Source organism: Aeribacillus sp. JST-2, assembly GCF_056032925.1.
This window is the reverse complement of record NZ_JBVVUU010000022.1, coordinates 1-25,566: the sequence shown is the minus strand read 5'-3', so window position 1 is coordinate 25,566 and position 25,566 is coordinate 1. Positions and strand designations below refer to the sequence as shown.

The following is a 25,566-nucleotide window of genomic DNA, read 5'->3' as shown; positions in this document are numbered from 1 at the left end:
GAAAGGATAGTTCAATGGACAGCATTCAGTTTCAACAATTATTGGAGAAAAAGGGGATTTTACTGTCCCCTCAGGCAATGGAACAATTTGAGATGTATTTTAAGCTTCTCGTAGAATGGAATGAAAAAATGAACTTGACGTCAATTACAGATCAGTCAGGAGTTTATTTAAAGCATTTTTTTGATTCCATATCTGCTGCCTTTTTTTATGATTTTCAAAAACCTCTTTCCGTTTGTGATGTGGGAGCGGGTGCGGGATTTCCAAGCATTCCGTTGAAAATTTGTTTTCCCCAACTGCAATTAACCATTGTCGATTCGTTAAAGAAACGAATCACATTTTTGGAACATTTAACGGAACAGTTAAAACTGGAAGGTGTATTTTTATACCATGATCGTGCGGAAACTTTTGGACAAAAAAAACAATTTCGGGAAACATTTGATGTGGTGATAGCCCGGGCTGTCGCCCGATTATCTGTTTTAAGCGAACTATGTATTCCGCTAGTTAAGATAAACGGTGATTTTCTTGCATTGAAAGCGCAATCGGCAAATGAAGAATTGCTGGAGGCAAAAAAAGCAATCTCTTTGCTAGGGGGAAAAGTCCAAACGGTCCATTCTTTTGAATTGCCGATTGAAAGAAGTGAACGGAATATAATTGTCATTCATAAGGAACGAGCTACTCCCAAAAAATATCCGAGAAAACCTGGAACTCCCAATAAAATGCCGATTGAATAAGTTTTTTTTAAAAATAAAATATTTATTTTGTCGTTCCAAGCAGGAAATTTGTCTAGAAAACGAGAAATAGTTTGCTGGTAGTATCTAAAGGTGGTGTCAGCGTATGAAACATCCTTTTTCTCGATTATTTGGATTAGGGGAAAAAGATGTGACCGTATTTGAAGAAGCTGAAAAAGAAGAAGTATTACATATTCGTGTTGACGACATTGTTCCGAATCGTTATCAGCCTAGAACGGTTTTTTCCAAGGAAAAAATTAATGAACTAGCGCAAACGATTCGTACACATGGAATCATACAGCCAATTGTCGTTAGAAAAATAGATGATAAGTATGAAATTATTGCCGGGGAAAGAAGATGGAGGGCTGTCAAAAAACTTGGTTGGGGAGAAATTCCAGCTATTGTTAAAAATTATAATGATAAAGAAACAGCATCCATTGCTTTAATTGAAAACTTACAGAGGGAAGAATTATCCGCTATAGAAGAAGCTGCCGCTTATGCAAAATTAATTGATCTGCATCAGCTGACTCAGGAAGCTCTTGCTCAAAGGCTTGGAAAAGGACAATCAACTATTGCAAACAAACTCCGATTGTTGAAACTTCCCCAAGAGGTTCAGGAAGCATTGTTAAACAAACAAATTACAGAACGGCATGCTCGTGCACTCATCCCATTAAAAAATTCTGAATGGCAAATCAAACTGTTACATGAAATTATTGAAAAACAATTAAATGTAAAACAAACAGAAGATCGTGTCATGAAATTAATGAATCAGGATGAAAAAAAGAAAAGGCCTAAAAGAAAAGCATTCAGCAGAGATACTAGAATTGCCATGAATACTATTCGACAGTCTCTCCACATGGTAGCGGAAACAGGTGTTAAAATAGATTCAAAAGAAGAAGAATTTGAGGATTATATACAGTTTACGATTAGGATACCGAAATAGCTCTTCACAGAATGTGAAGAGTTTTTTGCTTCCTAAAAAATATTCGACAATAATCAATTATTTTCCGGGAAATATGACAAGTTCTTTTGCCGATAACAAAGAAACTCCCTACATTTCTTCTTTTTCATGATAAAATAAACATTATGAGACTATGTGAAGTTGAAGAAAGTAGGTGACACCGTGGGAAAAATCATTTCCATAGCGAACCAAAAAGGCGGCGTTGGAAAGACTACAACTTCCGTTAACCTGGGCGCTTGTTTAGCATTCATAGGAAATCGGGTTTTGATCGTAGACATAGATCCTCAAGGCAATGCCACAAGCGGTTTGGGAATTGAAAAAGCGGATGTCGACCTTTGCGTGTATGATCTTTTAATAGAGGATGCAGATGTAAAAAAAGTAATAAAAACAACGCAAATAGAACAACTCGATGTCATTCCGGCCACCATTCAATTAGCTGGAGCAGAAATAGAATTAGTTCCAACTATTTCTCGGGAAGTCAGACTAAAAAAAGCCATTGATCAGGTGAAAGAACAATACGATTACATTATCATTGATTGCCCGCCTTCTCTTGGACTTTTAACACTCAATGCGCTGACTGCTTCCGATTCTGTTATCATTCCTGTTCAATGCGAATATTATGCTTTGGAAGGTTTAAGTCAATTATTGAATACCATTCGTTTAGTTCAAAAACATTTAAATCCCAACTTAATGATTGAGGGCGTTTTGCTGACAATGCTTGATGCAAGAACGAATTTAGGAATCCAAGTGATTGATGAAGTGAAAAAATACTTTCAAGATAAAGTCTATCAAACGATCATTCCCCGAAATGTGAGACTAAGCGAAGCACCAAGCCATGGACAGCCAATTATCCTTTATGATGCAAAATCGAAAGGAGCAGAGGTTTATTTAGAATTAGCAAAGGAAGTGGTGGCAAATGGCTAGAGGGTTAGGAAAAGGAATAAATGCACTGTTTCAAAATATGGAGTTAGGAAAAGAAGAAGTCGTACAGGAAATCAAGATATCTGAGTTGCGTCCAAATCCTTATCAGCCAAGAAAGACATTTGAACCAAGCACGATTGAAGAGTTGAAGGAATCGATTTTACAGCATGGAATTTTGCAGCCGCTTATCGTCCGAAAAAGCATTAAAGGTTTTGAAATTGTGGTTGGCGAACGCCGATTTCGTGCTGCGAAAGAGGCAAAATTAAAAACAGTGCCTGCCGTTGTTAAAAATCTAACGGATGAGCAGATGATGGAAATTGCGCTGTTGGAAAATTTGCAAAGGGAAGATTTAACACCGATTGAAGAAGCAAAAGCTTACCAAACATTGCTTGATCATTTAAACATTACCCAGGAAGAATTGGCAAAGCGGCTTGGAAAAAGCCGTCCGCATATTGCCAATCACCTGCGGCTATTGACTCTTCCGCCTTTCGTTCAATCGTTGATTTCGGAAGGAAAATTATCGATGGGTCATGGAAGAACATTGCTTGGATTAAAGAAAAAAGAGAAAATGGAGAATCTCGTCAATAAAATTTTAAAAGAGCATTTAAATGTCCGGCAAGTGGAACAGTTGGTGCAGCAATTAAATGAGAAAGTTCCACGTGAAACAAAAAAAACAATGGAGAAAAAAGACGCTTTTATCCGCGAACACGAATCATTTTTAAGAGAAAAATTCGGAACATCCGTAAAAATAAAACAACAAAAAAAGAAAGGGAAAATTGAAATCGAATTTTTTTCAAGAGAAGATTTGGAACGTATTTTAGAGCTATTAAATGTAAATATTTCTTCATAGTTTTTGTCCTTGTTATATTCTCTTGAAACGCATATTGCTGATATTAGCAGATACATTGGAAAGGCTGCTGCCAATTACATCTGCCATGCTCATAACAAGATGGAGTCTCGTATTTTGCAGAACGAAATATTCCATAAAGCCACCGACGTTCACTATACCGGTAATATGGATATCGCCGACTTCAGGCAATTTCTTGTTCACGCCTGCGCCGGGTTTTAAGGAACCTTTTGAAACAACGATCGATCCGATATTTTTCATTAAACCGAGGCAAGCATCTACTGCAATAATAAACGGATTTGAGTATGTGTAATATATTGTTTCAAGTGTTTCTTCTAAATTAACGGCATGTATGGGATATTTTAAAGTTCCATAAATATAGAAATGGTTTGCCCCTTGTTCTTCAAGTTTTGTCCCAACTAATGGACCGAGTGAGTCCCCTGTTGATCGATCGGTGCCAATGCATAAAACAACAATGGGCTGGTATGTATTTTTTGGTATTAAATTTTCGATTTTTAATGTTAAACGGGAAACTGCATCTGGATGATGAAAAAAAATCCTTTCCTTTTCGGTAATAGGAGATATAGCAGCCTTTCGTTTCATTGTGGATTCACTCCTTTTAATAGTATTACCATTATACGGAAAGCGCCGGAATTCTATACATAAAACAAATGATTATTTCTGTTTAAGAGACTGGAATTTTCGCGACATGCTACCAATGAGCCAAAAAAGTGGGTAAAATATAGATATCATATGCCATCTCTTTTAGGTGGCATTTCATTTTGGACATTACCTGAACAATAGGTTGAACATAAAGAAATAGAGGAGAAAGGATGATGATAATTTAAATGGTAAATAAAGAATTTGATCTTTACGATATTGTCGAAATGAAAAAACCTCATCCTTGTGGTGAAAACCGTTGGAAAGTCATACGAATGGGCATGGATATTCGGATTAAATGCGAAGGTTGCGGCCATAGTGTGCTTATGCCAAGAAAAGAATTTGTAAGAAAAATGAAAAAAGTGATTGCAAAAAGCAGCGAATGATAAAAGGCTGCCGGTAATGCACGGCAGCCTTTTGAAATGGTGGATGCGGCCTGGATCATGAAATGGAAGAAAGCTTGTCATTTTCCTTTTTCCTATCTATAATATGTGAAGATTGGCGGCATATCGCCCTAATAAAGAGGAGTGAAGAATAAATGGGTTTAACAGCTGGTATTGTAGGTCTTCCGAATGTCGGAAAATCTACATTATTTAATGCTATTACACAAGCTGGTGCAGAAAGTGCCAACTATCCTTTTTGTACGATAGATCCAAACGTTGGGATCGTTGAAGTACCTGATGATCGGTTGCAAAAACTTACAGAAATTTTTAATCCGAAAAAAACGGTGCCGACTACGTTTGAATTTACAGATATCGCAGGCATCGTCAAGGGTGCTAGCAAAGGTGAAGGTCTCGGAAATAAATTTCTTTCCCATATTCGTCAAGTTGATGCAATTTGCCATGTTGTTCGTTGTTTTCAAGACGATAATATCACCCACGTTGCCGGAAAAGTCGACCCGATTGCAGATATTGAAACCATCAATTTGGAGTTAATCTTGGCTGATTTGGAGACTGTTGATAAACGGATGGATCGAGTGGCCAAGATGGCTAAACAGAAAGATAAACAAGCGATGTTTGAGCATGAGATTTTAGTGAAATTGAAAGAAGCGTTTGAAAATGAAAAACCGGCTCGCTCCCTTTCATTTACCGAAGAACAGTTGAAATATGTGAAACAGCTTCATTTGTTAACCATTAAACCTGTTCTTTATGTGGCAAACGTAAACGAGGAAGATGCCGCATCAGGCAGCAATGAATATGTGGAAAAAGTTCGAGAATACGTGGCGCAAGAAAATGCGGAAGTAATCGTTGTTTGTGCAAAAATTGAATCCGAGATTGTTGAACTGGAATCTGAAGAAAAAGAGATGTTTTTAGAGGAACTTGGGATTCAAGAATCCGGTCTGGATCAATTAATTAAAGCATCCTATAGCTTACTGGGGCTTGCTACATATTTTACAGCTGGTGAACAAGAAGTCCGAGCATGGACGTTTCGGAAAGGAATGAAGGCTCCAGAGTGCGCAGGGATCATCCATTCCGATTTTGAACGTGGTTTTATACGGGCGGAGACTGTTTCTTATGATGATTTAATAGCGGCTGGATCAATGGCGGCAGCTAGAGAGGCAGGAAAAGTGCGCTTGGAAGGAAAAGATTATGAAGTGCAAGATGGGGATATCATCCATTTCCGCTTTAATGTTTAAAATTCCATCTCAAATAAGTGAAGAAAGAAAATAACGTTTTTCGGTATATTCCTATTCTCTACGGCAGATTTCCTGTATTGCATAGCAATGAAAACTTTGCTATAATTTTGCTTTGTGAGTAATGATGATTACTCCTTGCCCGATTGGGCCGCAAAGACCAGAAGGAGGTGGAAAAGGATGAGAAAATACGAAATTATGTACATCATCCGCCCGAACATTGAAGAGGATGCCAAAAAAGAGCTCGTGGAGCGTTTTAACAGCATTCTTGTGAACAACGGTGCGGAGATTACGGAAGTAAAGGAATGGGGAAAACGCCGTCTCGCATATGAAATTAAAGACTTCCGCGACGGCATTTATATGATTCTCAATGTTAAAGCTGCCCCAGCGGCTGTTGAAGAATTCAATCGTTTAGCAAGAATTAACGAAGACATTTTACGTCATATTATTGTAAAAGAAGAAGAATAAATCGTTTAAATAAAAATGTTAAAATGGTAAAATCATCTTAAAAGCAGTTTAGGAGTTGTTTGAATATGATGAATCGTGTCGTCCTTGTCGGCAGGCTTACAAGGGATCCGGAATTGAGGTACACGCCCAGCGGTGTTGCGGTTGCAACGTTCACCCTTGCAGTGAATCGAAATTTTACGAATCAGCAAGGGGAACGGGAAGCTGATTTTATTAATTGTGTCGTATGGCGGCGTCCCGCAGAAAATGTTGCAAACTATTTAAAAAAAGGAAGCCTTGCGGGCGTTGACGGACGTCTTCAAACTCGCAGTTACGAAGATCAAACGGGAAGACGGGTATATGTAACAGAGGTTGTTGCAGACAGTGTCCAATTTTTAGAACCGAAGAGCGCCTCAAGCGGGAATAATTACGGCGCTAATCAAGGAAATGCAAATCCGTATGGCGATTTTCCTTTTGATCAAAACCGCAGCAATCAAAGCCGCACAAGCTTGGACGATGATCCTTTCGCCAATGACGGACAGCCGATCGATATTTCTGATGATGATTTGCCATTTTAACATATTGTACGGCAAAATTAGAAGAGAAGGGAGGATTTGATGATGGCAGGACGCAGAGGTCGCGGAAAACGCCGCAAAGTTTGCTACTTTACAGCAAACGGCATTACCCATATCGATTACAAGGATGTGGATTTGCTTAAAAAATTCATTTCTGAACGCGGTAAAATTTTGCCTCGCCGTGTAACAGGAACAAGTGCAAAATATCAACGGAAATTAACAATTGCCATTAAACGGGCTCGCCAAATGGCATTGCTCCCATATGTAGCAGATGATAAGTAAGAGGTAAAGCAGTGAGGTAATATCCTTGCTGCTTTTTTCTTACTCAAAGTGATTTGAAAAATGTTTTTTGATAGAACCATGATTTGATTGTTTAAAAACTCTGGATTAAAATAGGAGTTAAGATTCAAGATCGAGGTGAGTTTGTGAAACGAACGAACGTTTTAGTGGAAGGAGCCATATTGCTTGCTTTATACATCATCCTTCTATTGGTTACATTATATGCTCCAATTATTAGTTTCATCACCATCTTGTTGCTTGCAACGCCATTTATCATTTTTGTTTTTCGGCATGGATGGAAACAATCGATTTCGTTGGTGATCGCCGCTTGTTTGCTATCGTTTTTGGCAGGAACCTTTGTTTCGGTTCCGATGGCCTTAATGTTTAGCACAACAGGGATTGTCATGGCTTATTTTTATCGTCGTCAAAGGCCAATGTACAGTCTGATCGGCGGAACGATTTCTCTCCTTATCCATTTTGTTGCGGCATATGCCGTATCTATTGTCTATTTAGGAGAGGATATTTTCGCTGAAACGATCGAGCAAACGAGATCTACCATAAATGAAACTTTGGAATTGTTTCCATCTTTAGATGAAGAAGCAAAGAAAATATTGGCGGAGCAAGTAAACGCCCAGCTAAATGTATTCGCTTATTTGCTTCCAAGTATGTTTGTTGTTGGTTCATTTATATTAACAATTGTCATACATATCATAAATCAACCGATTTTGAAAAGATTAAAAATGAATACTGGATCCCTCATGCCTTTTCGAGATTGGAAATTTCCTACTAGCATTATATGGTATTATTTAATTGCTGTTGTTCTGATGTTTCTTAACATACCGGAGGGGTCGTTTTTATATATAGCCCTTTTAAATCTTGTTTTTATATTGCGGACATTATTGTTGATTCAAGGTTTTTCCTTCATTTTTTATTTTTCTTACGTCAAAAAGTTCTCTAAAGCCATACCAATTTTGGCTGTTGTTGTTTCGTTTTTCATCCCGATCCTGCTTTATCCTGTCCAGATATTAGGAATTGTTGATTTAGGGTTTAATCTCCGTGATAAAATCCGTTAAACGGTTCGTTTTGTTTGCGAGGAGCTGAATGAAATGCCGGATGTTTTAGAAAAATCTTTATTCCTCTACTCCTTATATGTTTTGATAGGGATAGTAATAACAACGGTCGTTCTTTTGTTTTTCTATCATTGGTTGGCGGGATGTATAATCGCAGTAATCGCAGTTTCCGGTTTGCTTTTTTTCCATTACGCTTTCAAAAAACTGAGGTCAGACATCGATGCCTATATTTCGGCATTGAGTTTGCGGCTGGAAAAAGCGGGCGAGGAAGCTTTAATGGAAATGCCGATTGGAATCATGCTTGTAAATGATCAGTATATCGTTGAATGGGCGAATCCATTTATTGCTTCTTATTTTAAAAACGAAACGTTGATTGGCCGGTCACTTCAAGATATAGCGGAGCCATTGACGGCGCTCTTTAAGAAAAAAGCTGGTTCGGATATCATTTCTTTACAAGATCAAAAATTTCACGTTATTGTAAAAAAAGAGGAACGCATCCTTTATTTTTTTGATGTGACAGATAAAACAGAACTGAAAAAACAGTATGAGAACGAACGGACTGTTTTAGCATATATTTTCCTTGATAATTACGATGAAATTACGCAAGGGTTGGACGATCAAAAACGAAGCAGCTTAAATAGCGTTGTCACTTCTATTCTCAATAAGTGGGCGGTTGAAAACGGAATTTTTTTAAAGCGTGTTTCTTCCGAACGCTTTGTTGCGGTGTTAAATGAGAACATTCTGGCAGAACTTGAAAAAAATAAGTTTGCCATTTTGGATGAAGTAAGGGAAAATGCCATCATTCAAAATGTATCATTGACTTTGAGTATAGGGATTGGAAAAGGTGTTAAAAGTCTGCCGGAACTGGGTGATTTGGCACAATCAAGCCTTGATCTAGCTTTAGGAAGAGGCGGTGATCAGGTAGCCATTAAACAAGAAAATGGCAAGGTGAAGTTTTATGGAGGAAGGACGAATCCGGTAGAAAAACGAACGCGCGTCCGTGCCCGCGTCATTTCTCATGCGTTGAAAGAAATTATTCTTGAGAGCGATAAAGTATTGATTATGGGTCATAAAAACCCTGATATGGATTCAATTGGTTCAGCCATCGGCATTTTAAAAGTAGCGGAAGCAAATCAAAAAGACGGGTTTATCATTATCAATTTTGATGAGATGGGACACGGAATTGATAAACTGATCAGCGAGGTAAAGAAAAATTCTGAGTTATGGTCTCGATTTATTTCGCCGGAAGAGGCGATGGAAATTGCTACCGATCAAACGCTTCTCGTTGTGTTGGACACAAACAGGCCATCTATGGTGGAAGAGGAAAAAATATTGGATGAAATCGATCACATTGTCATTATTGACCATCATCGAAGAGGAGAAGAATTTATTAAAGACCCTCTTCTCGTCTATATCGAGCCGTATGCTTCGTCTACGTCCGAATTAGTCACAGAACTTTTAGTTTATCAACCGGCAGAATTAAATTTAAATATGGTTGAAGCAACAGCGTTATTAGCAGGAATTACTGTCGATACGAAAAATTTCACGCTTAGAACAGGCTCCCGTACATTTGATGCAGCTTCATATTTAAGATCAAAAGGGGCAGACACCATTCTCGTACAAAAATTTTTAAAAGAGGATATCGGACATTATGTCAAGAGGGCAAAATTCATTGAAAACACGGAAATATTCCCTAATGGCGTCGCTATTTCCAAAGCGGAAAACGAAGATGAATATTTTGACCAAGTAATGATAGCCCAAACAGCTGACACCCTTTTGACGATGAGCGGTGTATTAGCCTCTTTTGTGATTGCCAAACGTGATGAGAATACAGTTGGCATTAGCGCCAGGTCTTTGGGGGATATAAACGTCCAATTGATTATGGAAGCTCTTGGAGGAGGGGGCCATTTAACAAATGCAGCAGCACAGATAGAACATGTTACAATAAAAGAGGCTGAAAAAAGGTTAAAGCAAGCTGTTTTTGATTATTTTGAAGGGGGAAATAGGGAATGAAAGTCATTTTTTTAAAAGATGTAAAAGGAAAAGGGAAAAAAGGCGAGGTAAAAGAAGTAGCGGATGGATATGCACAAAATTACCTTATTAAAAAAGGATTGGCGATTGAAGCGACAAACTCAAACTTAAAACAGCTGGAAGCTCAAAAGAAAAAAGAAGCTAGAGAGGCTGCCGAGGAATTGGCTCAAGCAAAAAAATTAAAAGAACAGCTTGAACAAATTACCGTAGAATTGAAAGCAAAAGCGGGAGAGGGCGGAAGGCTATTTGGTTCTGTTACGAGCAAACAAATAGCAGATCAATTAAAAAAAGATTTTCAGATTCAAATCGATAAACGGAAAATCGACCTTCCGGATGCGATTCGCTCTCTAGGGTATACGAACGTTCCCGTCAAACTGCATTCCGAAGTCACCGCAACTTTGAAAGTTCACGTAACAGAAGAATAAAAGAATGAAAAGAAAATGTGGTATTATGGAAAGAAGTGAATCTTGAAATAATGCCACATTTCTCTTTATACTTTCTTTTCGGATAACCATGATGAAAGTGTTGATTGAAAAAGGCGGTGATCATCATGAATGATCTTCTATTAAGTGATCGAATTCCACCCCAAAATATAGAAGCAGAGCAGGCAGTGCTGGGGGCGATTTTTTTAGAACCGCAGACAGCCCTTATGTTAGCTTCGGAAATTTTAGTGCCTGAAGATTTTTATCGATCCAGTCACCAAAAAATTTTCCAATCGATGCTAAGGCTTGCTGATAAAGGGGAGCCGGTCGATTTAGTAACAGTGACGAAAGATTTAGCGGATGCGAAAATTTTAGATGAAGTTGGCGGAGTTTCCTATTTAAGCGACTTGGCCAACTCTGTTCCGACAGCCGCAAATGTAGAATATTATGCAAAAATTGTAGAAGAAAAGTCGATTTTGCGGAGATTGATTAGAACGGCAACATCGATTGTTCAGGAAGGTTACAACCGCGAAGATGAAGTAGATTCGCTGCTGATGGATGCGGAAAAAAACATCATGGAGGTAGCGCAGCGCAAAAAAGCAGGAGCGTTTCAAAATATAAAAGATATTCTTGTCAGAACATATGACAAAATTGAAATGCTTCATAACCGCAAAGGGGAGATTACCGGGGTTCCTACAGGTTTTTCCGAATTGGATCGAATGACGGCAGGTTTTCAGCGAAATGATTTGATCATTGTTGCAGCCCGTCCTTCTGTCGGAAAAACGGCCTTTGCACTAAATATCGCTCAAAATGTTGCGACGAAAACGGATGAAAATGTAGCTATCTTCAGCTTGGAAATGGGTGCTGAACAGCTTGTGATGCGGATGCTTTGTGCAGAAGGGAACATTGATGCGCAAAATTTAAGAACTGGGAATTTAACCCCAGATGATTGGGGGAAATTGACAATGGCAATGGGAAGTTTATCAAATGCGGGGATCTATATAGATGACACACCCGGCATAAGAGTGAGCGAAATAAGGGCCAAATGTCGGCGGCTAAAACAGGAAAAAGGGCTTGGATTGGTGATTATTGATTATTTGCAATTAATTCAAGGGAGCGGCCGAAACAGGGAAAACCGTCAACAAGAAGTTTCAGAGATTTCGAGATCTTTAAAAGCACTGGCACGGGAATTGGAAGTTCCTGTGATTGCTTTGTCTCAGCTTTCCAGAAGTGTGGAGCAACGTCAAGATAAACGCCCGATGATGTCAGATATTCGCGAATCGGGAAGCATTGAACAAGATGCGGACATTGTGGCCTTTTTGTATCGGGATGATTATTACAATAACGAATCAGAAAACAAAAACATTATTGAAATTATTATAGCCAAACAGCGCAACGGTCCTGTCGGCACAGTGCAGCTTGCCTTTGTAAAGGAATATAATAAGTTTGTTAATCTTGAACGGAGATTTGATGATGATCACATTCCTCCAGCTGTCTCTTCATGAGACAGTTTTTTTTATATAATACCGAACATTTTATTTGATTTTAAATATTTTGTTCGGATTTATTTGACTCCGCCCTTAGCAATTGGTAGAATAAACTTGTTTCTTGGTTTGATTTTTTGTTAAACGCGGAGGTGGATATATACATGTCATCAGTTGTGGTGGTTGGTACGCAATGGGGAGATGAAGGAAAAGGGAAGATTACTGACTTCCTTTCGCAAAATGCGGAAGTGATTGCGCGATACCAAGGAGGCAATAATGCAGGTCACACCATTAAATTTAACGGTGAAACATATAAGCTGCATTTAATCCCATCAGGTATTTTTTTTCAAGATAAAATTTGTGTCATTGGAAATGGAATGGTTGTTGATCCGAAAGCGTTAGTAGAAGAGCTTAGCGGTTTACATAAACGAGGAATTCAAACGAACAATCTGCGAATTTCCAACCGTGCTCATGTCATCCTTCCATACCATTTAAAATTAGATGAAGTGGAAGAAGAAAGAAAAGGCGCCAACAAAATTGGCACAACAAAAAAAGGAATTGGCCCGGCATATATGGACAAAGCCGCCCGTATTGGCATTCGGATTGCCGATTTGTTGGATCGGGAAGTGTTTGAAGAGAAATTAAAACGGAATTTAGAAGAAAAAAACCGGCTGTTTGAAAAAGTGTATGAAGTGGAAGGATTCAAACTTGAAGAGATTTTAGAAGAATATTATGAATATGGCCAACAAATTAAAGAATATGTATGCGATACATCTGTCGTGCTAAACGATGCATTGGACGAAGGCCGCCGGGTGTTATTTGAGGGAGCACAAGGGGTTATGCTTGATATTGACCAAGGGACATATCCATTTGTCACTTCGTCCAATCCGGTAGCAGGCGGTGTAACCATTGGCGCCGGTGTAGGGCCAACCAAAATTAAACATGTTGTCGGCGTTTCGAAAGCATATACCACTCGTGTAGGAGATGGACCGTTTCCGACAGAACTCCATGATGAAATAGGCAATCGCATTCGTGAGGTCGGAAGGGAATATGGAACAACGACAGGACGTCCCCGACGCGTTGGCTGGTTTGACAGCGTTGTCGTCCGCCACGCACGCCGTGTGAGCGGGATTACTGATCTATCATTAAATTCGGTAGATGTTTTAACAGGGATTGATACGTTAAAAATTTGCGTGGCATACAAGTATAAAGGCCAAATTTTAGAAGAATTCCCGGCAAGTTTGAAAGTACTTGCGGAATGTGAACCGGTTTATGAAGAAATGCCAGGCTGGACGGAAGATATTACGGGTGCGAAAAGCTTGGACGACTTACCTGACAATGCCCGTCATTACGTAGAACGCATTTCTCAATTAACAGGCATTCCGCTCTCTATTTTCTCGGTTGGGCCTGATCGTTCGCAAACCAATGTCGTCCGCAGTGTTTACAGCCCTGTTTAATAAGGAAAGGAGGGATTTGGAAAGATCCCTCTTTTTTATTGATAGAAAAAATGAAAAAGAACTTGTTTTATCCATTCGAAAATGGTATGATTATACACGTCTTGAAAAAATAAACCGTCAGATTATGTGGCAAAGCATGAACGACTTTGCTTCGGAGTTATCCTTTTGGGTATTCTGCTCGAACCACTGCTTGGTTTCTCAACTGAGCGGGGCGGCAGGCAGAAGAGGTTAAAGACATCAGGAAAATTGAAAAAGAGATCATAATTGCTATGAAGAGCCATTAGCCCAGTGGTGGAGCAACGAGCCAAGCTTCTTTGAAAAGACTGTGAGTTGTCCCGACGCACTCATCATCGCCGAAAGAGCTGGAAGAGGAAGGGACATCTGACTTTTAAAAAATAAGAATTGTTGATTGATTTTGAGCCATTAGCTCAGTCGGTAGAGCATCTGACTTTTAATCAGAGGGTCGGAGGTTCGAATCCTCCATGGCTCACCATGATAAAGAGATGAACCACATTGCAGTTTGACGATGCATCTTTACAGATGATCCATTGTTGCACCATCATGGGCCATAATGAAATACTTTTCACGGCTCGGTAGCTCAGTCGGTAGAGCAAAGGACTGAAAATCCTTGTGTCGGCGGTTCGATTCCGTCCCGAGCCATTCAAAACGCACGAATTGTCGTGCGTTTTTTTGTTTCCTCAAAATTTATACATAAAAATTTGTTTACATTTATTATACAAATTTGTTACATTTTTTCTCGATTTAAAGAGTTTAAAAAAAAATATGTTACCCTATAAAAGTACAACTGAAATGGTTGCTTACGGTTGACAGCTTGTTTAAACAGCAAGGGGGAAACTCGATCGTGGCAATAAGGAAAAAGGAAGTTAAGCATTTCCGGGACAGAGGGATTACGTTTACTCTTTTAAGCTCATTGCTTGCAGTGAGCCTGCCGTTGAAAGCTTCTGCAAACCAACAAACTGACAACGTTTATCAAGTTTATTTAAACGGCAAATATATTGGTGCGTTGGATCAGCCGCAAGGAATCAGCAAAATGGCCGGAGTAAAAAAAACAAAAAACTTCTATAGGAACGCGCCGATTGCCATCCGAGACTTAGTTTTTATTCCTGTAAAGAGGTTTCATAGCAGAAAAAATCAAACGGCAATCAATAGTCTTCAAGTTCCAGTTTCATCTATTGCCTTGGTTGTGGGCGGAAACATTATTGCTTATTTTCAAAATAAAAAAGAGGCGGAAAAAGCAGTCTCCCAGCATATCCAAAAATTTTTGCCCGAAGATTTCCACGTTGAAATGGAAGAACTGCTTGCAAATCGCAAACTTTTTTCCGCCGTACAAAAAGGTGAGTCCCAAATAATAGACGTATTTTTATCAAAAGAAGTTTCATTTAAAGAGAAAAAAATAATACCTGAGATGATCGTATCTGCTGAAGAAGGTGCTAAACTTTTAGATAGAGGATATTTGCAAGAAATCATTTATACGGTGCAAAAACATGATGTACTCATTAATATAGCAGCAAAATTTCATTTAACTCTGGATCAGTTGTTAGCTTTTAATCCGTTTTTAACAAAGGAATCAATTATTCGTCCTGGCGATAAACTCTATATACAGACCTATCAACCTTTTTTCAATGTTCAAGTTCGAGAAAAAGTAATGGAAAAAGAACGTGTTCCCTATGGAATGGAAATTATTAGGGATGCAACAATACCTGAAGGAAAAGAAATAGTAAAACAGGAAGGAAAAGAAGGAATCAAACTTCATCATTATTTCGTTTATAAAATAAATGGCAAACAAGTAAGAAAAGAACCAATAAAAGAGGAAATCCTCCAAAAACCGATAAAAAAAGTAATCATAAAAGGAACAGAAGCTGTTTCTTCCCGAGGACAAGGAGTTTTAAAATGGCCTGCTGCAAAAGGTTATGTTTCTAGCAAAATGGGTCAGAGATGGGGCCGAATGCATAAAGGGATTGATATAGCCCGCCCGGCAAATAGAACGATCGTAGCGGCGGATGACGGAACGGTGATTTCAGCAGGATACGATGGCGGATATGGAAACAAAATTGTGATCGATCACCATAATGGAATGCGCACAGTATATGCGCATTTACATTCCATTTCCGTTAGTGCCGGCCAAACGGTTACACAAGGGCAAAAAATTGGTATAATGGGTTCAACGGGAAATTCCACAGGGGTTCATTTGCATTTTGAAGTTTATCAAAACGGCAAGCTGCAAAACCCTTTGAACTATTTAAAATAAACCTCTAGCAACTGGGCTAGGGGTTTTCTGCTTACATTTTCCCCATTTTTCCCAGTAAAAAGTTTATGCTGGGAGATATTGACTCTGTTCTCATGGATGGTGAAACATAGCCAATCGTGGTAAATTTAAAATAAGGAGATTTAAAGGGGAGAAAGTGATGGAAAACAAAAAAATACTTGTTGTAGATGATGAAAAACCGATTGCAGATATATTAGAATTCAATTTAAAAAAAGAAGGTTTTGATGTTTATTGCACTTATGATGGAACAAGCGCCATTGAAATGGTGGAAGACATACAGCCGGATTTAATTTTGCTTGATATTATGCTTCCGGGCAAGGATGGAATGGAAGTATGCCGCGAAGTTCGAAAAAAATATGAAATGCCGATTATTATGTTAACAGCTAAAGACTCAGAAATTGATAAGGTGCTTGGATTAGAACTGGGGGCGGATGATTATGTGACAAAGCCTTTTAGTACAAGAGAACTGTTGGCAAGAGTCAAAGCGAATTTGCGCAGACACCAAGCAAATGCAGCAAAAGATGCCAATTTTGAGCAGACGGAAATTCAAATCGGCTCCCTCGTCATTCATCCGGACGCCTATGTCGTATCGAAGAGAGGGGAAACGATTGAATTGACACATCGCGAATTTGAACTGCTTCACTATTTGGCAAAGCATATTGGACAAGTGATGACGCGTGAACATTTGCTGCAAACCGTTTGGGGCTATGATTATTTTGGCGATGTGAGGACTGTGGATGTAACGGTCAGAAGACTTCGGGAAAAAATTGAAGACAACCCGAGCCATCCAACTTGGATTGTCACTAGACGAGGAGTAGGATATTATTTGCGCAACCCTGAACAGGAGCTGTGAACATGAACAGCAGTAAAGTCAGCTTTTTCCGTTCAATTCATTTCAAGATTGTTTTAATTTATGTTCTTTTGATTATATTGGCAATGCAAATTATTGGAATTTATTTCGTTAAGGAGCTTGAATCTTCTCTAATTGAAAATTTTAAATCCTCTCTTTCGCAGCGGATTGATTTGCTTGTTTACAATATCGAACAAGCAATGACGACTGCCGAAACGGATGAATCAATGGATTTGGAAGAGGAGATTTCCGCTATCCTGCAAGATTTTAAACGAGAGGAAATTCATGAAGTTCGTGTAGTCGATCAAGACGCACGGATAATCGGGACATCTGATTTTAATAAAGATGTTGTTGGAAAAAGAACGACTGAAAATATGATCAAAAGAACTTTAATCGTCAGCTCTCCGGAAAGCAATGTTCTTCTTGATCCCGATACGAAACATCGGATGTATGTTTCGGCGACACCTATCATTACTGATCATAAGCGGGAAACGATCGGAGTCGTGTATGTCGTTGCTTCAATGGAAGAAGTGTTTTCGCAAATGCGTACGATCAACAAAATTTTTGCAACAGGCACGGGAATGTCGCTTTTAATCACAGCAGCACTTGGGATTTTTCTTGCCCGTACGATTACACGCCCTTTATCGGATATGAGAAAACAAGCTTTAGAACTTGCAAAAGGGAATTTTTCCAGAAAAGTAAAAGTATATGGGGAAGATGAGATCGGACAACTAGCTTTGACATTCAACCATTTAACAGAAGAACTGGAAGAAGCGCATGAAACAACGGAAGAGGAACGGAGAAAGCTCGCTTCGGTCATTGCTCATATGACTGAAGGTGTTATCGCAACAGACCGGACAGGAAACATCATTATAATCAATAATCCCGCTCTTGAAATGCTGAATGTTTCACGTGAAACAGCATCAGAAAAGTCGATTGTGGAGCTTTTAGGATTAACCGATCAATATACTTTTGATGATTTGCTGAATCAGCAGGAACCGATGTTGCTAGATGTCAGTACGAAAGAGAAACCTTATATATTGCGGATAAGTTTTTCTACCATACAAATTGATGAACATCACATTAATGGCCTGATTGCCGTTGTCTACGATGTGACAGAACAAGAGCGGATCAATCAGGAACGGCGTGAATTTGTTGCGAATGTTTCTCATGAACTAAGAACACCGTTGACAACTATGAGAAGCTATTTAGAGGCATTGGCGGAGGGGGCTTGGAAGGATCCGGAAATTGCACCAAAATTTTTGCAGGTTACACAAAATGAAACGGAGCGGATGATTCGGCTTGTTAATGATTTGCTTCAATTGTCCAAAATGGACAGTAAAGACTATCATTTAAATAAACATTGGGTGAATTTCACCGAATTCTTCCATAAAATTATTGACCGCTTTGAAATGATGAAACAGCTGCATGTCATATTTGAACGGGACATTCCAAAAAAGAATTATTATGTTAAAGTTGATGCTGATAAAATTACTCAAGTGCTCGATAATATTATTTCAAATGCTTTAAAATATTCGCCTCAAGGAGGAAAGATTTCTTTTCGCGCAGCGGAAGTTGGCAGTTTTATTCAAATTAGCGTAAAAGATGAAGGAATTGGGATTCCAAAAGAAAGTGTGAAAAAGATTTTTGAACGTTTTTACAGGGTGGATAAGGCTCGTTCCCGGAAAATGGGAGGAACTGGTCTTGGTCTTGCAATAGCAAAAGAGATGGTAGAAGCCCATGGCGGAAAAATCTGGGTTAAAAGTGAGGAAGAAAAAGGAACAACGGTTTTCTTCACTTTGCCGTATGAACCGAATCAAGATCAAGAGGATGATTGGCAATGAACCGGGAAACGATCAAATCGGTCATTTTAACAATATTAGTTTTGACAAGTTTGTTTTTCACGTGGAATATTTGGACTTATCAGCCGAACTACGGAGAAATATCCAACTCAAATTATGTGGAAAACAATCCTTTAAGCAATACTACCAAGAAACTGTATGAAGTTATTGAGCCAGATCATGTTTTTATACATGAAGATCAGAAGCATTTTGCAACATATGATGAAAACATCATTGAAAAATTATGGAGGGATGTTCGCCAATTAGAATTAGAAAATTTTCGAAATATATCTGACAACATCGGAAAAGAATATGGTTTTGATAAGTGGATCATTGGTGAAAGCAAAGATTTCAATCAAACATTCGTTTTTGTTTTTAATGATTTAATCCCGATGTCTGCCATGATGACTATTTCTGAGTGGGATAATAAGGAAGACTTTAATATTAAATTTGACCGGATTTTAGTGCCGTTTTCAGAAGGCAGAAATAAGCAAAAAATTTATTTAGTGGATTATGAGCATAAATATGTTGTTGAAGCGGAAGTCAAAACGGTATTAAATGATATTTGGAAGCAAGTTTACGGACAAGAGAAAGAAAGATTTCACCGCTATTTCATTTGGAAAGGCCTTTTTTTGCCGCAAGACCCATTTCCGATGAAGAGGCTTCAATACTTTACAAAATCGTTGAATGGAGAACAAATTAAAAACGCTTTGTTTAGTGATCCAAGCTACGTGAAGCGGGATGTCAACGCAACTGAATATATTTATACAGACAGTTCCCGACAGCTTGTTATTAATGAAGATAAGGAACAGGTTTTGTATGTCAATCCAGCCATTGATCAATCGCTGACAACAGAAAAAGGGCAGCTGATTTTGCAAAGCGTCGATTTTTTAAATAAACATGGAGGATGGGTATCAGGGTTAAATGATTATCGCTATGATAAAACGGATCAAGATCAAAAAATTTATTTTCGTTTAATGGTTCGCAACTTTCCTGTATTTTCTTTCAGCGATTCTCATTATACGATCACGACCATCATGCAAAGCTGGGGGGCTAATGATATCGCCTTATACCAGCGGCCGTTATTTTATTTAGATGATTTTATTCGCGAGGACTACAAAACATTGCCGGGAGCGAATGAAATAATAAAAGCGCTGGAAAATGATCCTAGTTTTGAAAGCCAAAAAATTAAGCGTATTTTTCCCGCTTATGATATACAGTTGTCATCACGGCAAAATATCGTCAATTTAGAGCCGATTTGGTGTATCGAATTAGAAAGCGGAAAATATAAAAAACTGGCAATCAATGAAGACAAGGGAGGGGAAGGCAGTGGATTGGAGTAGAACGAAGACTGTCTTTATAATTGCCTTCCTGGTCCTTGATATTTATTTAGCCTTTCAGTATCTGGAAAAAGTAAAAAATTCAAAATATGACATGATAACGAAAACAACGACGGAAGAGCAGTTTGCAGCGGAAAATATTCAATACGGGAATCTGCCAAAAGAAGTGATCGAGGGATCTTACATAACAGCAGAAAGCAAAGTATTTAAACGGGAAGAGATAGAAAACTTAGAAAACCAAGAACCGATGCTTCCTGATGAAGATTTGTCAAATTCAGTGACAAAGCTGAGAATGAGCTTTATAAAACCCATTCCGACTTCGGAAGAAAATATAAAAAGTAAAATAAAGCAAATTTTAAACACGCAAATCATTGAAGGAAGCCAATATCAATTTTGGCGGTACAATAAAGAGTCAAAAGAAATTATTTGTCTTCAAGCTTACAATGGCCGAATTATTTTCCAAGACGTAAACGATGGCATCGGAATGATTGTATTTTATTTAAACGATTTTAATGAAATCATTTCATACCAACAGACATTGCTTGAGGATATAAAAGAGCTTGAAAAACAAGAAATATTGCCGGCTATTAAAGCGTTAGAAGCGCTTTATTATAAAGACGATTTAAAACCAAACAGCAAGGTAACAGAAGTTGAATATGGCTATTATACGCAATATCCGTTGTCGGAACAGCAGATTTTGGCTCCCACATGGCACGTTGTTGTCAATAAAACAGAGGATTTTTTTGTCAATGCTTTGGAGGGACAAGTAATCAAACCAGAGAAAAATCATTTGGAGTGAAGAAGATGAGTTTGCAATTTAGCGTGTTGGCAAGCGGCAGTACTGGAAATGCCGTCTATGTTGAAACAGATGAACATGCACTATTAGTCGATGTTGGATTAAGCGGGAAGCAGATGGAAAGATTATTTATGCAAATCGGACGGGATATTCAAAATTTAAGCGGCATTTTAGTCACTCATGAACATAGCGACCATATTAAGGGATTAGGGGTTTTGGCGAGAAAATATAAAATACCGGTTTTTGCGAACGAAAAAACATGGAGAGCAATGGAAAGGGAAATCGGCGATATTGATCTAGAGCAAAAATTTACTTTTGAAATCGGTGAAACAAAATCGTTCGGAAGCTTGGAAATTGAATCTTTTGGTGTTTCTCATGATGCGGCGGAACCGATGTTTTTTGTTTTTCACCATTGTAATAAAAAACTGGCGTTAATTACGGACACAGGTTATGTAAGCGACCGAATGAAAGGGGTTATTAAAGGAGCGGATGTCTTTATATTTGAGAGCAACCATGACGTGGAGCTGCTCCGGATGGGAAGATACCCTTGGAATGTAAAACGAAGAATCTTATCGGATGTCGGGCATGTTTCAAATGAAGATGCTGCATTGGCCATGGCAGATGTCATTGGCGAGAAAACAAAAAGCATTTATTTAGCCCATTTAAGTCAAGAAAACAATATGAAGGAACTGGCGCGGATGTCTGTGCAGCAAACATTGGCGAAAAAAGGATTGTTGGTTGGCGAGCAATTTGATTTATATGATACGGATCCTAAAAAACCGACTCCACTTGTTGCGGTATAATGTTTGAATTTCGGGTTAGCGGGGAAAGTTAATGTTATCAATGTTTTTCCTTCCACTTTCAAGTTATACTATAGATAGATCAATCATTCGCCATTGAAAGGAATGATGAAGGCAATGGGATATTATGACCAAGATTACAAGCGGTATGATGACCGGAAGCAAAAGGGTAATCGGGGCGGAACCATTCTAGCCGGATTTCTCGGGGCGGTTTTAGGTGCATTGTTAATCATTTTCTCTATTCCGGCGCTGGCAAGGTTCGGCGTTCTCCCATATGATTTGAATATTGGCGAGACAAACGGGAATAACGGCAGCGATAATGTGTTGGAAACCGAGCCCGGAACTGCTAAGACGGTGAACGTTGATGTGAATACGGCCGTTACAGAAGCCGTTAATAAAGTGTCCGATGCAGTAGTGGGAGTTGTCAATATTCAACAGGCAAGCTTCTGGGATCAAACAGAGCAAGGGGAAGCAGGAACCGGATCAGGCGTGGTTTATAAAAAACAGGGAGACAAAGCATTTATTGTCACAAATCATCATGTTGTAGCCGGGGCTAGTGAATTGGAGGTTGTCTTAAAAGATGAGACACGTATCCCCGCCCAACTAGTCGGTAGCGATGAGCTAATGGATTTAGCGGTATTGGTTGTCGATGCAAAACATGTGAAAAAAGTTGCTGAATTCGGCAATTCAGATAAAGTTAAACCGGGTGAACCGGTGCTGGCGATCGGAAACCCGCTCGGCCTTCAATTTGCCGGCTCAGTTACACAAGGAATTATTTCTGGAACAGAGCGAACGATTCCTGTTGATATTGATGAAAACGGGACAGTGGATTGGCAGGCGGAAGTGCTGCAGACCGATGCGGCCATTAACCCTGGAAACAGCGGTGGAGCGCTTGTGAATTTGGATGGAAAAGTCATTGGCATTAATTCAATGAAAATCGCCGAATCGGCAGTGGAAGGAATCGGGCTGTCCATTCCGATCAATATCGCCGTTCCAATTATTGACGATCTGGAAAAATACGGAGAAGTTAAACGTCCTTATATGGGCATCGGCCTTCAATCCTTGGAAGACATTCCTAGCTACTATTGGCAAGAGGCATTAAATTTGCCGACCGATGTAAAAGATGGCGTGGTGGTCATGAGCGTAGAACCAATGTCGCCGGCGGATCGTGCCGGTTTGAGGGAAAAGGACGTCATTGTTGAGCTTGCCGGGAAAAAAGTAGAGAATGTACTTGCCCTTAGAAAGCAGCTGTATCAACAAGAAGTCGGAGATACAATCGATGTGAAATTTTATCGGGACGGCAAGCTTGAGACAGCCAAAATGAAGCTAATTGAGCAAAAGTCTTTTTAAGACAGGAAGGCAAGAGCTTTCCTGTTTTTTTATGGAAAATCGAAAACGGAGGCTTTCAAACATGTATTGTTGTGAAGATCATGTGGAATTGGCCATTGATATGTATATTGATACTTATGAGGAAGCACCGAATATTCATAAAATTAAAGATAATCACAGTTTATCCACAGCCTGTGAATTATGTGGCAAAACAGCCATATATATTGTTGGGAATGAATGATGAACTACAAAATATAGAAAAAAATCATCCACAATTGTGGATAAATTCTGTGTATAATTTTCTGTTTATGTGGAAAATATTTTATCAACATGTGAATATTGATGATTTTACCGGGAGGATAGAAAATGAACATCCAAATTATTGCGGTTGGCAAGCTGAAGGAAAAATATTTAAAGCAGGGGATTGACGAATATTTCAAACGCCTTTCGTCGTACGCAAAAGTTGACATCGTCGAACTCCCTGACGAAAAAGCTCCCGAGCAAGCAAGTCCGCAGGAAATGGAACAAATCAAAAACAAAGAGGGGGAACGAATTTTAGCAAAACTTCCACCCGACGCATACGCCATCGCCCTCGCCATCGAAGGCAACATGAAATCATCGGAAGAGTTTGCGCAAAGTTTAGATCGGCTGGCCACATACGGAAAAAGCAAAATCGCCTTTATCATCGGCGGATCGCTCGGACTGAGCAGCGCCGTGCTGAAGCGCGCGGATGAAAAGCTGTCTTTTTCCAAAATGACCTTTCCCCATCAGCTCATGCGGCTCATTCTCCTTGAGCAGATTTATCGGGCATTTCGGATTAACAGGGGGGAACCGTATCATAAGTAAGTATCGATTTTTGGAGATAGCTTAGTAGATGGATTTTGGAGAAATGCCACTGTGAAGGACAAAAATAATATAATAAAATTTGTAAATGTCCTTCATAGAGGCGATGAAGTCCAAAAAGAAGCAATTGTATATAACTGAATGTCCGTCAAAAGACTTTTGACGGACATAATTAAGATAGAAAGCATAAGAAAAGTCCTTCATAAGACTCCTGAAGGACATAAATAAGATAGAACATGGGAAAAGAAGCTATTCAGAAAGTCAAAATCCATTGAAAACGTCTGATATATCAACTTTCTAAAACATTAAAGGGGCGCCTATAAGCCGAAAAATCGACAGCTCCGAAATAAGAATAATACAGTTTAATAAAGGACAGATCTTCTACTTATTACTCATAATAAGTCCATTGACGAACTCCTACTTGATTAAGATTATTGTTTAGAATTCTTCTGATTCTCTTTTTAGATGGTACTATCTGACACCATTCATGAATTGCATTCGTAGTAATCCGATGATCTGGAAAAAGAAGCTTAAATTCCTTCACACTACGCATTACGGAAGCTGTAACTAATTCTTCGTGCCTACATTCCTTACATACACATTTTCTTCCTTCGATGTAGATAGAAAAAGACTTGCATTGAACACAAGTGATTCCTTTTCGTACCTGTTCATAATCATATGATGGTAACTGTTGATAAGGCGATTCAGTTATATGTAATGAAATAAGTTTATCCGCTAGCTTCTTGTGTTTTCTATTTAACTTTGAAGGTTTGGTATTTAGTTTGTCCAAATATTGGTCTAGCTGGGTAGGAAAAATAAATGGTTTATCGAGAGGTGCTTGATATAAGGTGAAATTAGGATTGATAAAAACAACCGAAGCATCAATTTGAGAATTAAAGCCAAGATTAAGGAGTAGCTGGCGTAATAAATAATTACTTCTATTCAATTGATGAACAGGATTAATAATTTCGGATTTTGTTATTTTGAACAACTTATCTGATTCATAATAATAATCCCCTTCATAATTTTTGACCTCGAATAAATAAATTTTCTCTGAAGTTATAATTAGAGAATCAATTTGGAAGTTGGTATTATTTATATTTAGTAGTAAGTCATTTAAAATAAAACATTCACATTGAAGATTCTCTGTTAAGGCATCAAATGAAACTTCCCCTTCATAACCCTTTTTCAAAGAGTGATAATACTGTTTGTCCTTGCTAGATAAATCCATTCGAGTGTTCAAAAGCTCCATAATCAACAATTCTTTAGACTTAGTTCGAGCTTTATAAAGCATAGTCTACGTCCTTTCAATTAATGGAATTGGTTATAAATTGTTGAGGTGATTATCAATAATGCGAGAAGACTACATATGGAAAAAAATACAAGTGCAAAGTATTGGAAGGGAAAAATAAGGTTTAATAGAACGTATGTTCTATTTATAGAATATAAAAATAAATTTTAATTGTCAAACTTGATTAATTGCATCACCTTTTTTAAGATAGAGTTTCCCTCCTTCTTTTCTCCTCCAGATCCCGAATACGTTTCTTGAGTTCACGAACTTCGTGGTCTTCGGATCGAAAAGTTTTGATTTTTAAAATTTCGATTCATCACCACTTTTTGTGATTTTGGCAAAAAAGAAGAAAACACTTACGAAAACCTGGCAATAATGTTAGCTACCAGACAAACATAAGGAGGTTTCGTAAGTGCTTTCTATATCACTAGAATTGCCAGAGTTTGAAGTGATTAAACAACTTTCTTTCTCCAATCAATATTTTGTTCATGTTCAAAAAAAGTGTCATGAGGAACGTTGTCCTTATTGTGGATTTATGACTTCTTATGTCCATGACAGGAGGACAAGAAAGGTTCGTGATCTTCCTATTCTCAATCATTCTGGATTTAAGTCAATATTTTGGACACCAATAAGTGAAATTTAATTTTGATCTCATGCCATATTTTTCATGACATCGC

The 25,566-nt window shown here is 38.5% G+C and carries 25 protein-coding genes, 2 tRNA genes and 1 pseudogene; 26 read left to right on the top strand and 2 right to left on the bottom strand.

All coding sequences use genetic code 11. The features are described 5' to 3' along the window. The first annotated feature begins 14 nt into the window (after nucleotides 1-14). The 4 genes from rsmG (at nucleotide 15) to AC0KTX_RS11605 (ending at nucleotide 3,460) form a co-directional block, all read left to right on the top strand. Complete coding sequence (gene rsmG, locus AC0KTX_RS11620) at nucleotides 15-731, top strand: 16S rRNA (guanine(527)-N(7))-methyltransferase RsmG (protein WP_474252336.1); 717 nt, start codon at nucleotides 15-17, stop codon at nucleotides 729-731. 103 nt (nucleotides 732-834) lie between these two features. Then, nucleotides 835-1,671, top strand: coding sequence for a nucleoid occlusion protein (noc, locus tag AC0KTX_RS11615; protein WP_474252335.1), 837 nt, complete (start codon nucleotides 835-837; stop codon nucleotides 1,669-1,671). A 180-nt stretch (nucleotides 1,672-1,851) separates the two neighbouring features. Then, nucleotides 1,852-2,613 (top strand): ParA family protein, encoded by a 762-nt coding sequence (locus AC0KTX_RS11610; protein WP_474252334.1) that lies wholly within the window; start codon nucleotides 1,852-1,854, stop codon nucleotides 2,611-2,613. Continuing rightward, nucleotides 2,606-3,460, top strand: a complete 855-nt coding sequence (locus tag AC0KTX_RS11605) for a ParB/RepB/Spo0J family partition protein (RefSeq protein WP_474252333.1) — start codon at nucleotides 2,606-2,608, stop codon at nucleotides 3,458-3,460. The genes AC0KTX_RS11610 and AC0KTX_RS11605 overlap by 8 nt, the downstream gene beginning before the upstream one ends. A gap of 12 nt (nucleotides 3,461-3,472) precedes the next feature. Here the strand turns inward: AC0KTX_RS11605 and yyaC are convergent, their stop codons facing one another. Next, entirely contained in the window at nucleotides 3,473-4,060 is a 588-nt protein-coding gene (gene yyaC / locus AC0KTX_RS11600; protein WP_474252332.1) for a spore protease YyaC, read from the bottom strand. Between the two features lie 245 nt (nucleotides 4,061-4,305). Between yyaC and AC0KTX_RS11595 the strand changes: the two genes are divergently transcribed. From AC0KTX_RS11595 to rlmH, 21 genes are all read left to right on the top strand, one after another. Continuing rightward, nucleotides 4,306-4,503: a DUF951 domain-containing protein gene (locus tag AC0KTX_RS11595; RefSeq protein WP_474252331.1), complete on the top strand. Its 198-nt coding sequence runs from the start codon at nucleotides 4,306-4,308 to the stop codon at nucleotides 4,501-4,503. Between the two features lie 152 nt (nucleotides 4,504-4,655). After that, on the top strand, nucleotides 4,656-5,753 hold the full coding sequence (gene ychF / locus AC0KTX_RS11590; RefSeq protein WP_474252330.1) for a redox-regulated ATPase YchF: 1,098 nt from the start codon (nucleotides 4,656-4,658) through the stop codon (nucleotides 5,751-5,753). A 177-nt stretch (nucleotides 5,754-5,930) separates the two neighbouring features. Continuing rightward, the gene (rpsF, locus tag AC0KTX_RS11585) at nucleotides 5,931-6,218 is read left to right on the top strand and encodes a 30S ribosomal protein S6 (RefSeq protein WP_474252329.1); all 288 of its coding nucleotides are present in this window, start codon (nucleotides 5,931-5,933) and stop codon (nucleotides 6,216-6,218) included. 65 nt (nucleotides 6,219-6,283) lie between these two features. Continuing rightward, a complete protein-coding gene (gene ssb, locus AC0KTX_RS11580) occupies nucleotides 6,284-6,772 on the top strand; it encodes a single-stranded DNA-binding protein (protein WP_474252328.1) in 489 nt (162 codons plus the stop codon). Nucleotides 6,773-6,814: 42 nt separating this feature from the next. Then, entirely contained in the window at nucleotides 6,815-7,051 is a 237-nt protein-coding gene (gene rpsR / locus AC0KTX_RS11575; protein WP_474252327.1) for a 30S ribosomal protein S18, read from the top strand. Nucleotides 7,052-7,194: 143 nt separating this feature from the next. Then, nucleotides 7,195-8,121 (top strand): YybS family protein, encoded by a 927-nt coding sequence (locus AC0KTX_RS11570; protein WP_474252326.1) that lies wholly within the window; start codon nucleotides 7,195-7,197, stop codon nucleotides 8,119-8,121. A 33-nt stretch (nucleotides 8,122-8,154) separates the two neighbouring features. Continuing rightward, a complete protein-coding gene (locus tag AC0KTX_RS11565) occupies nucleotides 8,155-10,131 on the top strand; it encodes a DHH family phosphoesterase (RefSeq protein ID WP_474252325.1) in 1,977 nt (658 codons plus the stop codon). Further along, nucleotides 10,128-10,574, top strand: coding sequence for a 50S ribosomal protein L9 (rplI, locus tag AC0KTX_RS11560; RefSeq protein ID WP_474252324.1), 447 nt, complete (start codon nucleotides 10,128-10,130; stop codon nucleotides 10,572-10,574). The genes AC0KTX_RS11565 and rplI overlap by 4 nt, the downstream gene beginning before the upstream one ends. A gap of 125 nt (nucleotides 10,575-10,699) precedes the next feature. Beyond that, nucleotides 10,700-12,076, top strand: a complete 1,377-nt coding sequence (dnaB, locus tag AC0KTX_RS11555) for a replicative DNA helicase (protein WP_474252323.1) — start codon at nucleotides 10,700-10,702, stop codon at nucleotides 12,074-12,076. A 143-nt stretch (nucleotides 12,077-12,219) separates the two neighbouring features. Further along, a complete protein-coding gene (locus tag AC0KTX_RS11550; protein ID WP_474252322.1) occupies nucleotides 12,220-13,512 on the top strand; it encodes an adenylosuccinate synthase in 1,293 nt (430 codons plus the stop codon). Between the two features lie 417 nt (nucleotides 13,513-13,929). Continuing rightward, a tRNA-Lys gene (locus AC0KTX_RS11545) sits at nucleotides 13,930-14,005 on the top strand. Nucleotides 14,006-14,099: 94 nt separating this feature from the next. Beyond that, nucleotides 14,100-14,172 (top strand) — tRNA-Phe (locus AC0KTX_RS11540). Nucleotides 14,173-14,374: 202 nt separating this feature from the next. After that, nucleotides 14,375-15,781 carry a peptidoglycan DD-metalloendopeptidase family protein gene (locus AC0KTX_RS11535; protein ID WP_474252321.1) on the top strand — a complete coding sequence of 469 codons (1,407 nt, stop codon included), beginning with the start codon at nucleotides 14,375-14,377 and terminating at the stop codon, nucleotides 15,779-15,781. A 157-nt stretch (nucleotides 15,782-15,938) separates the two neighbouring features. Next, entirely contained in the window at nucleotides 15,939-16,652 is a 714-nt protein-coding gene (gene yycF, locus AC0KTX_RS11530; protein WP_474252320.1) for a response regulator YycF, read from the top strand. A 2-nt stretch (nucleotides 16,653-16,654) separates the two neighbouring features. Beyond that, on the top strand, nucleotides 16,655-18,493 hold the full coding sequence (gene walK / locus AC0KTX_RS11525; RefSeq protein ID WP_474252319.1) for a cell wall metabolism sensor histidine kinase WalK: 1,839 nt from the start codon (nucleotides 16,655-16,657) through the stop codon (nucleotides 18,491-18,493). After that, nucleotides 18,490-19,833 carry a YycH family regulatory protein gene (locus AC0KTX_RS11520; protein WP_474252318.1) on the top strand — a complete coding sequence of 448 codons (1,344 nt, stop codon included), beginning with the start codon at nucleotides 18,490-18,492 and terminating at the stop codon, nucleotides 19,831-19,833. The genes walK and AC0KTX_RS11520 overlap by 4 nt, the downstream gene beginning before the upstream one ends. Next, entirely contained in the window at nucleotides 19,820-20,629 is an 810-nt protein-coding gene (locus tag AC0KTX_RS11515) for a two-component system regulatory protein YycI (RefSeq protein ID WP_474252317.1), read from the top strand. The genes AC0KTX_RS11520 and AC0KTX_RS11515 overlap by 14 nt, the downstream gene beginning before the upstream one ends. Nucleotides 20,630-20,634: 5 nt before the next feature. Next, on the top strand, nucleotides 20,635-21,429 hold the full coding sequence (locus AC0KTX_RS11510) for an MBL fold metallo-hydrolase (protein WP_474252316.1): 795 nt from the start codon (nucleotides 20,635-20,637) through the stop codon (nucleotides 21,427-21,429). Between the two features lie 114 nt (nucleotides 21,430-21,543). Continuing rightward, nucleotides 21,544-22,776, top strand: coding sequence for a S1C family serine protease (locus AC0KTX_RS11505; RefSeq protein WP_474252315.1), 1,233 nt, complete (start codon nucleotides 21,544-21,546; stop codon nucleotides 22,774-22,776). A 61-nt stretch (nucleotides 22,777-22,837) separates the two neighbouring features. Next, nucleotides 22,838-22,996, top strand: coding sequence for a CxxH/CxxC protein (locus AC0KTX_RS11500; protein ID WP_474252314.1), 159 nt, complete (start codon nucleotides 22,838-22,840; stop codon nucleotides 22,994-22,996). 125 nt (nucleotides 22,997-23,121) lie between these two features. Then, entirely contained in the window at nucleotides 23,122-23,601 is a 480-nt protein-coding gene (gene rlmH, locus AC0KTX_RS11495) for a 23S rRNA (pseudouridine(1915)-N(3))-methyltransferase RlmH (RefSeq protein ID WP_474252313.1), read from the top strand. 385 nt (nucleotides 23,602-23,986) lie between these two features. On the opposite strand, the gene AC0KTX_RS11490 is transcribed toward rlmH, so the two are convergent. Next, the gene (locus AC0KTX_RS11490) at nucleotides 23,987-24,892 is read right to left on the bottom strand and encodes a nuclease-related domain-containing protein (protein ID WP_474252312.1); all 906 of its coding nucleotides are present in this window, start codon (nucleotides 24,890-24,892) and stop codon (nucleotides 23,987-23,989) included. Nucleotides 24,893-25,301: 409 nt separating this feature from the next. Between AC0KTX_RS11490 and AC0KTX_RS11485 the strand changes: the two are divergent. Further along, nucleotides 25,302-25,490, top strand: a pseudogene (locus tag AC0KTX_RS11485) (transposase family protein); the annotation flags it as partial. Between the last annotated feature and the right edge of the window lie 76 nt (nucleotides 25,491-25,566).

What these genes read in the sequence shown, in the direction of transcription:
- walK (WP_474252319.1), top strand. Translation starts at nt 16,655, where the DNA reads ATGAACAGCAGTAAAGTCAGCTTTTTCCGTTCAATTCATTTCAAGATT.
- rplI (WP_474252324.1), top strand. Translation starts at nt 10,128, where the DNA reads ATGAAAGTCATTTTTTTAAAAGATGTAAAAGGAAAAGGGAAAAAAGGC.
- rlmH (WP_474252313.1), top strand. Translation starts at nt 23,122, where the DNA reads ATGAACATCCAAATTATTGCGGTTGGCAAGCTGAAGGAAAAATATTTA.
- AC0KTX_RS11500 (WP_474252314.1), top strand. Translation starts at nt 22,838, where the DNA reads ATGTATTGTTGTGAAGATCATGTGGAATTGGCCATTGATATGTATATT.
- ssb (WP_474252328.1), top strand. Translation starts at nt 6,284, where the DNA reads ATGATGAATCGTGTCGTCCTTGTCGGCAGGCTTACAAGGGATCCGGAA.
- rpsF (WP_474252329.1), top strand. Translation starts at nt 5,931, where the DNA reads ATGAGAAAATACGAAATTATGTACATCATCCGCCCGAACATTGAAGAG.
- AC0KTX_RS11490 (WP_474252312.1), bottom strand. Translation starts at nt 24,892, where the DNA reads ATGCTTTATAAAGCTCGAACTAAGTCTAAAGAATTGTTGATTATGGAG.
- noc (WP_474252335.1), top strand. Translation starts at nt 835, where the DNA reads ATGAAACATCCTTTTTCTCGATTATTTGGATTAGGGGAAAAAGATGTG.
- yycF (WP_474252320.1), top strand. Translation starts at nt 15,939, where the DNA reads ATGGAAAACAAAAAAATACTTGTTGTAGATGATGAAAAACCGATTGCA.
- AC0KTX_RS11595 (WP_474252331.1), top strand. Translation starts at nt 4,306, where the DNA reads ATGGTAAATAAAGAATTTGATCTTTACGATATTGTCGAAATGAAAAAA.
- ychF (WP_474252330.1), top strand. Translation starts at nt 4,656, where the DNA reads ATGGGTTTAACAGCTGGTATTGTAGGTCTTCCGAATGTCGGAAAATCT.
- yyaC (WP_474252332.1), bottom strand. Translation starts at nt 4,060, where the DNA reads ATGAAACGAAAGGCTGCTATATCTCCTATTACCGAAAAGGAAAGGATT.
- AC0KTX_RS11565 (WP_474252325.1), top strand. Translation starts at nt 8,155, where the DNA reads ATGCCGGATGTTTTAGAAAAATCTTTATTCCTCTACTCCTTATATGTT.
- AC0KTX_RS11510 (WP_474252316.1), top strand. Translation starts at nt 20,635, where the DNA reads ATGAGTTTGCAATTTAGCGTGTTGGCAAGCGGCAGTACTGGAAATGCC.
- AC0KTX_RS11505 (WP_474252315.1), top strand. Translation starts at nt 21,544, where the DNA reads ATGGGATATTATGACCAAGATTACAAGCGGTATGATGACCGGAAGCAA.
- dnaB (WP_474252323.1), top strand. Translation starts at nt 10,700, where the DNA reads ATGAATGATCTTCTATTAAGTGATCGAATTCCACCCCAAAATATAGAA.
- rsmG (WP_474252336.1), top strand. Translation starts at nt 15, where the DNA reads ATGGACAGCATTCAGTTTCAACAATTATTGGAGAAAAAGGGGATTTTA.
- AC0KTX_RS11550 (WP_474252322.1), top strand. Translation starts at nt 12,220, where the DNA reads ATGTCATCAGTTGTGGTGGTTGGTACGCAATGGGGAGATGAAGGAAAA.
- AC0KTX_RS11605 (WP_474252333.1), top strand. Translation starts at nt 2,606, where the DNA reads ATGGCTAGAGGGTTAGGAAAAGGAATAAATGCACTGTTTCAAAATATG.
- rpsR (WP_474252327.1), top strand. Translation starts at nt 6,815, where the DNA reads ATGGCAGGACGCAGAGGTCGCGGAAAACGCCGCAAAGTTTGCTACTTT.
- AC0KTX_RS11520 (WP_474252318.1), top strand. Translation starts at nt 18,490, where the DNA reads ATGAACCGGGAAACGATCAAATCGGTCATTTTAACAATATTAGTTTTG.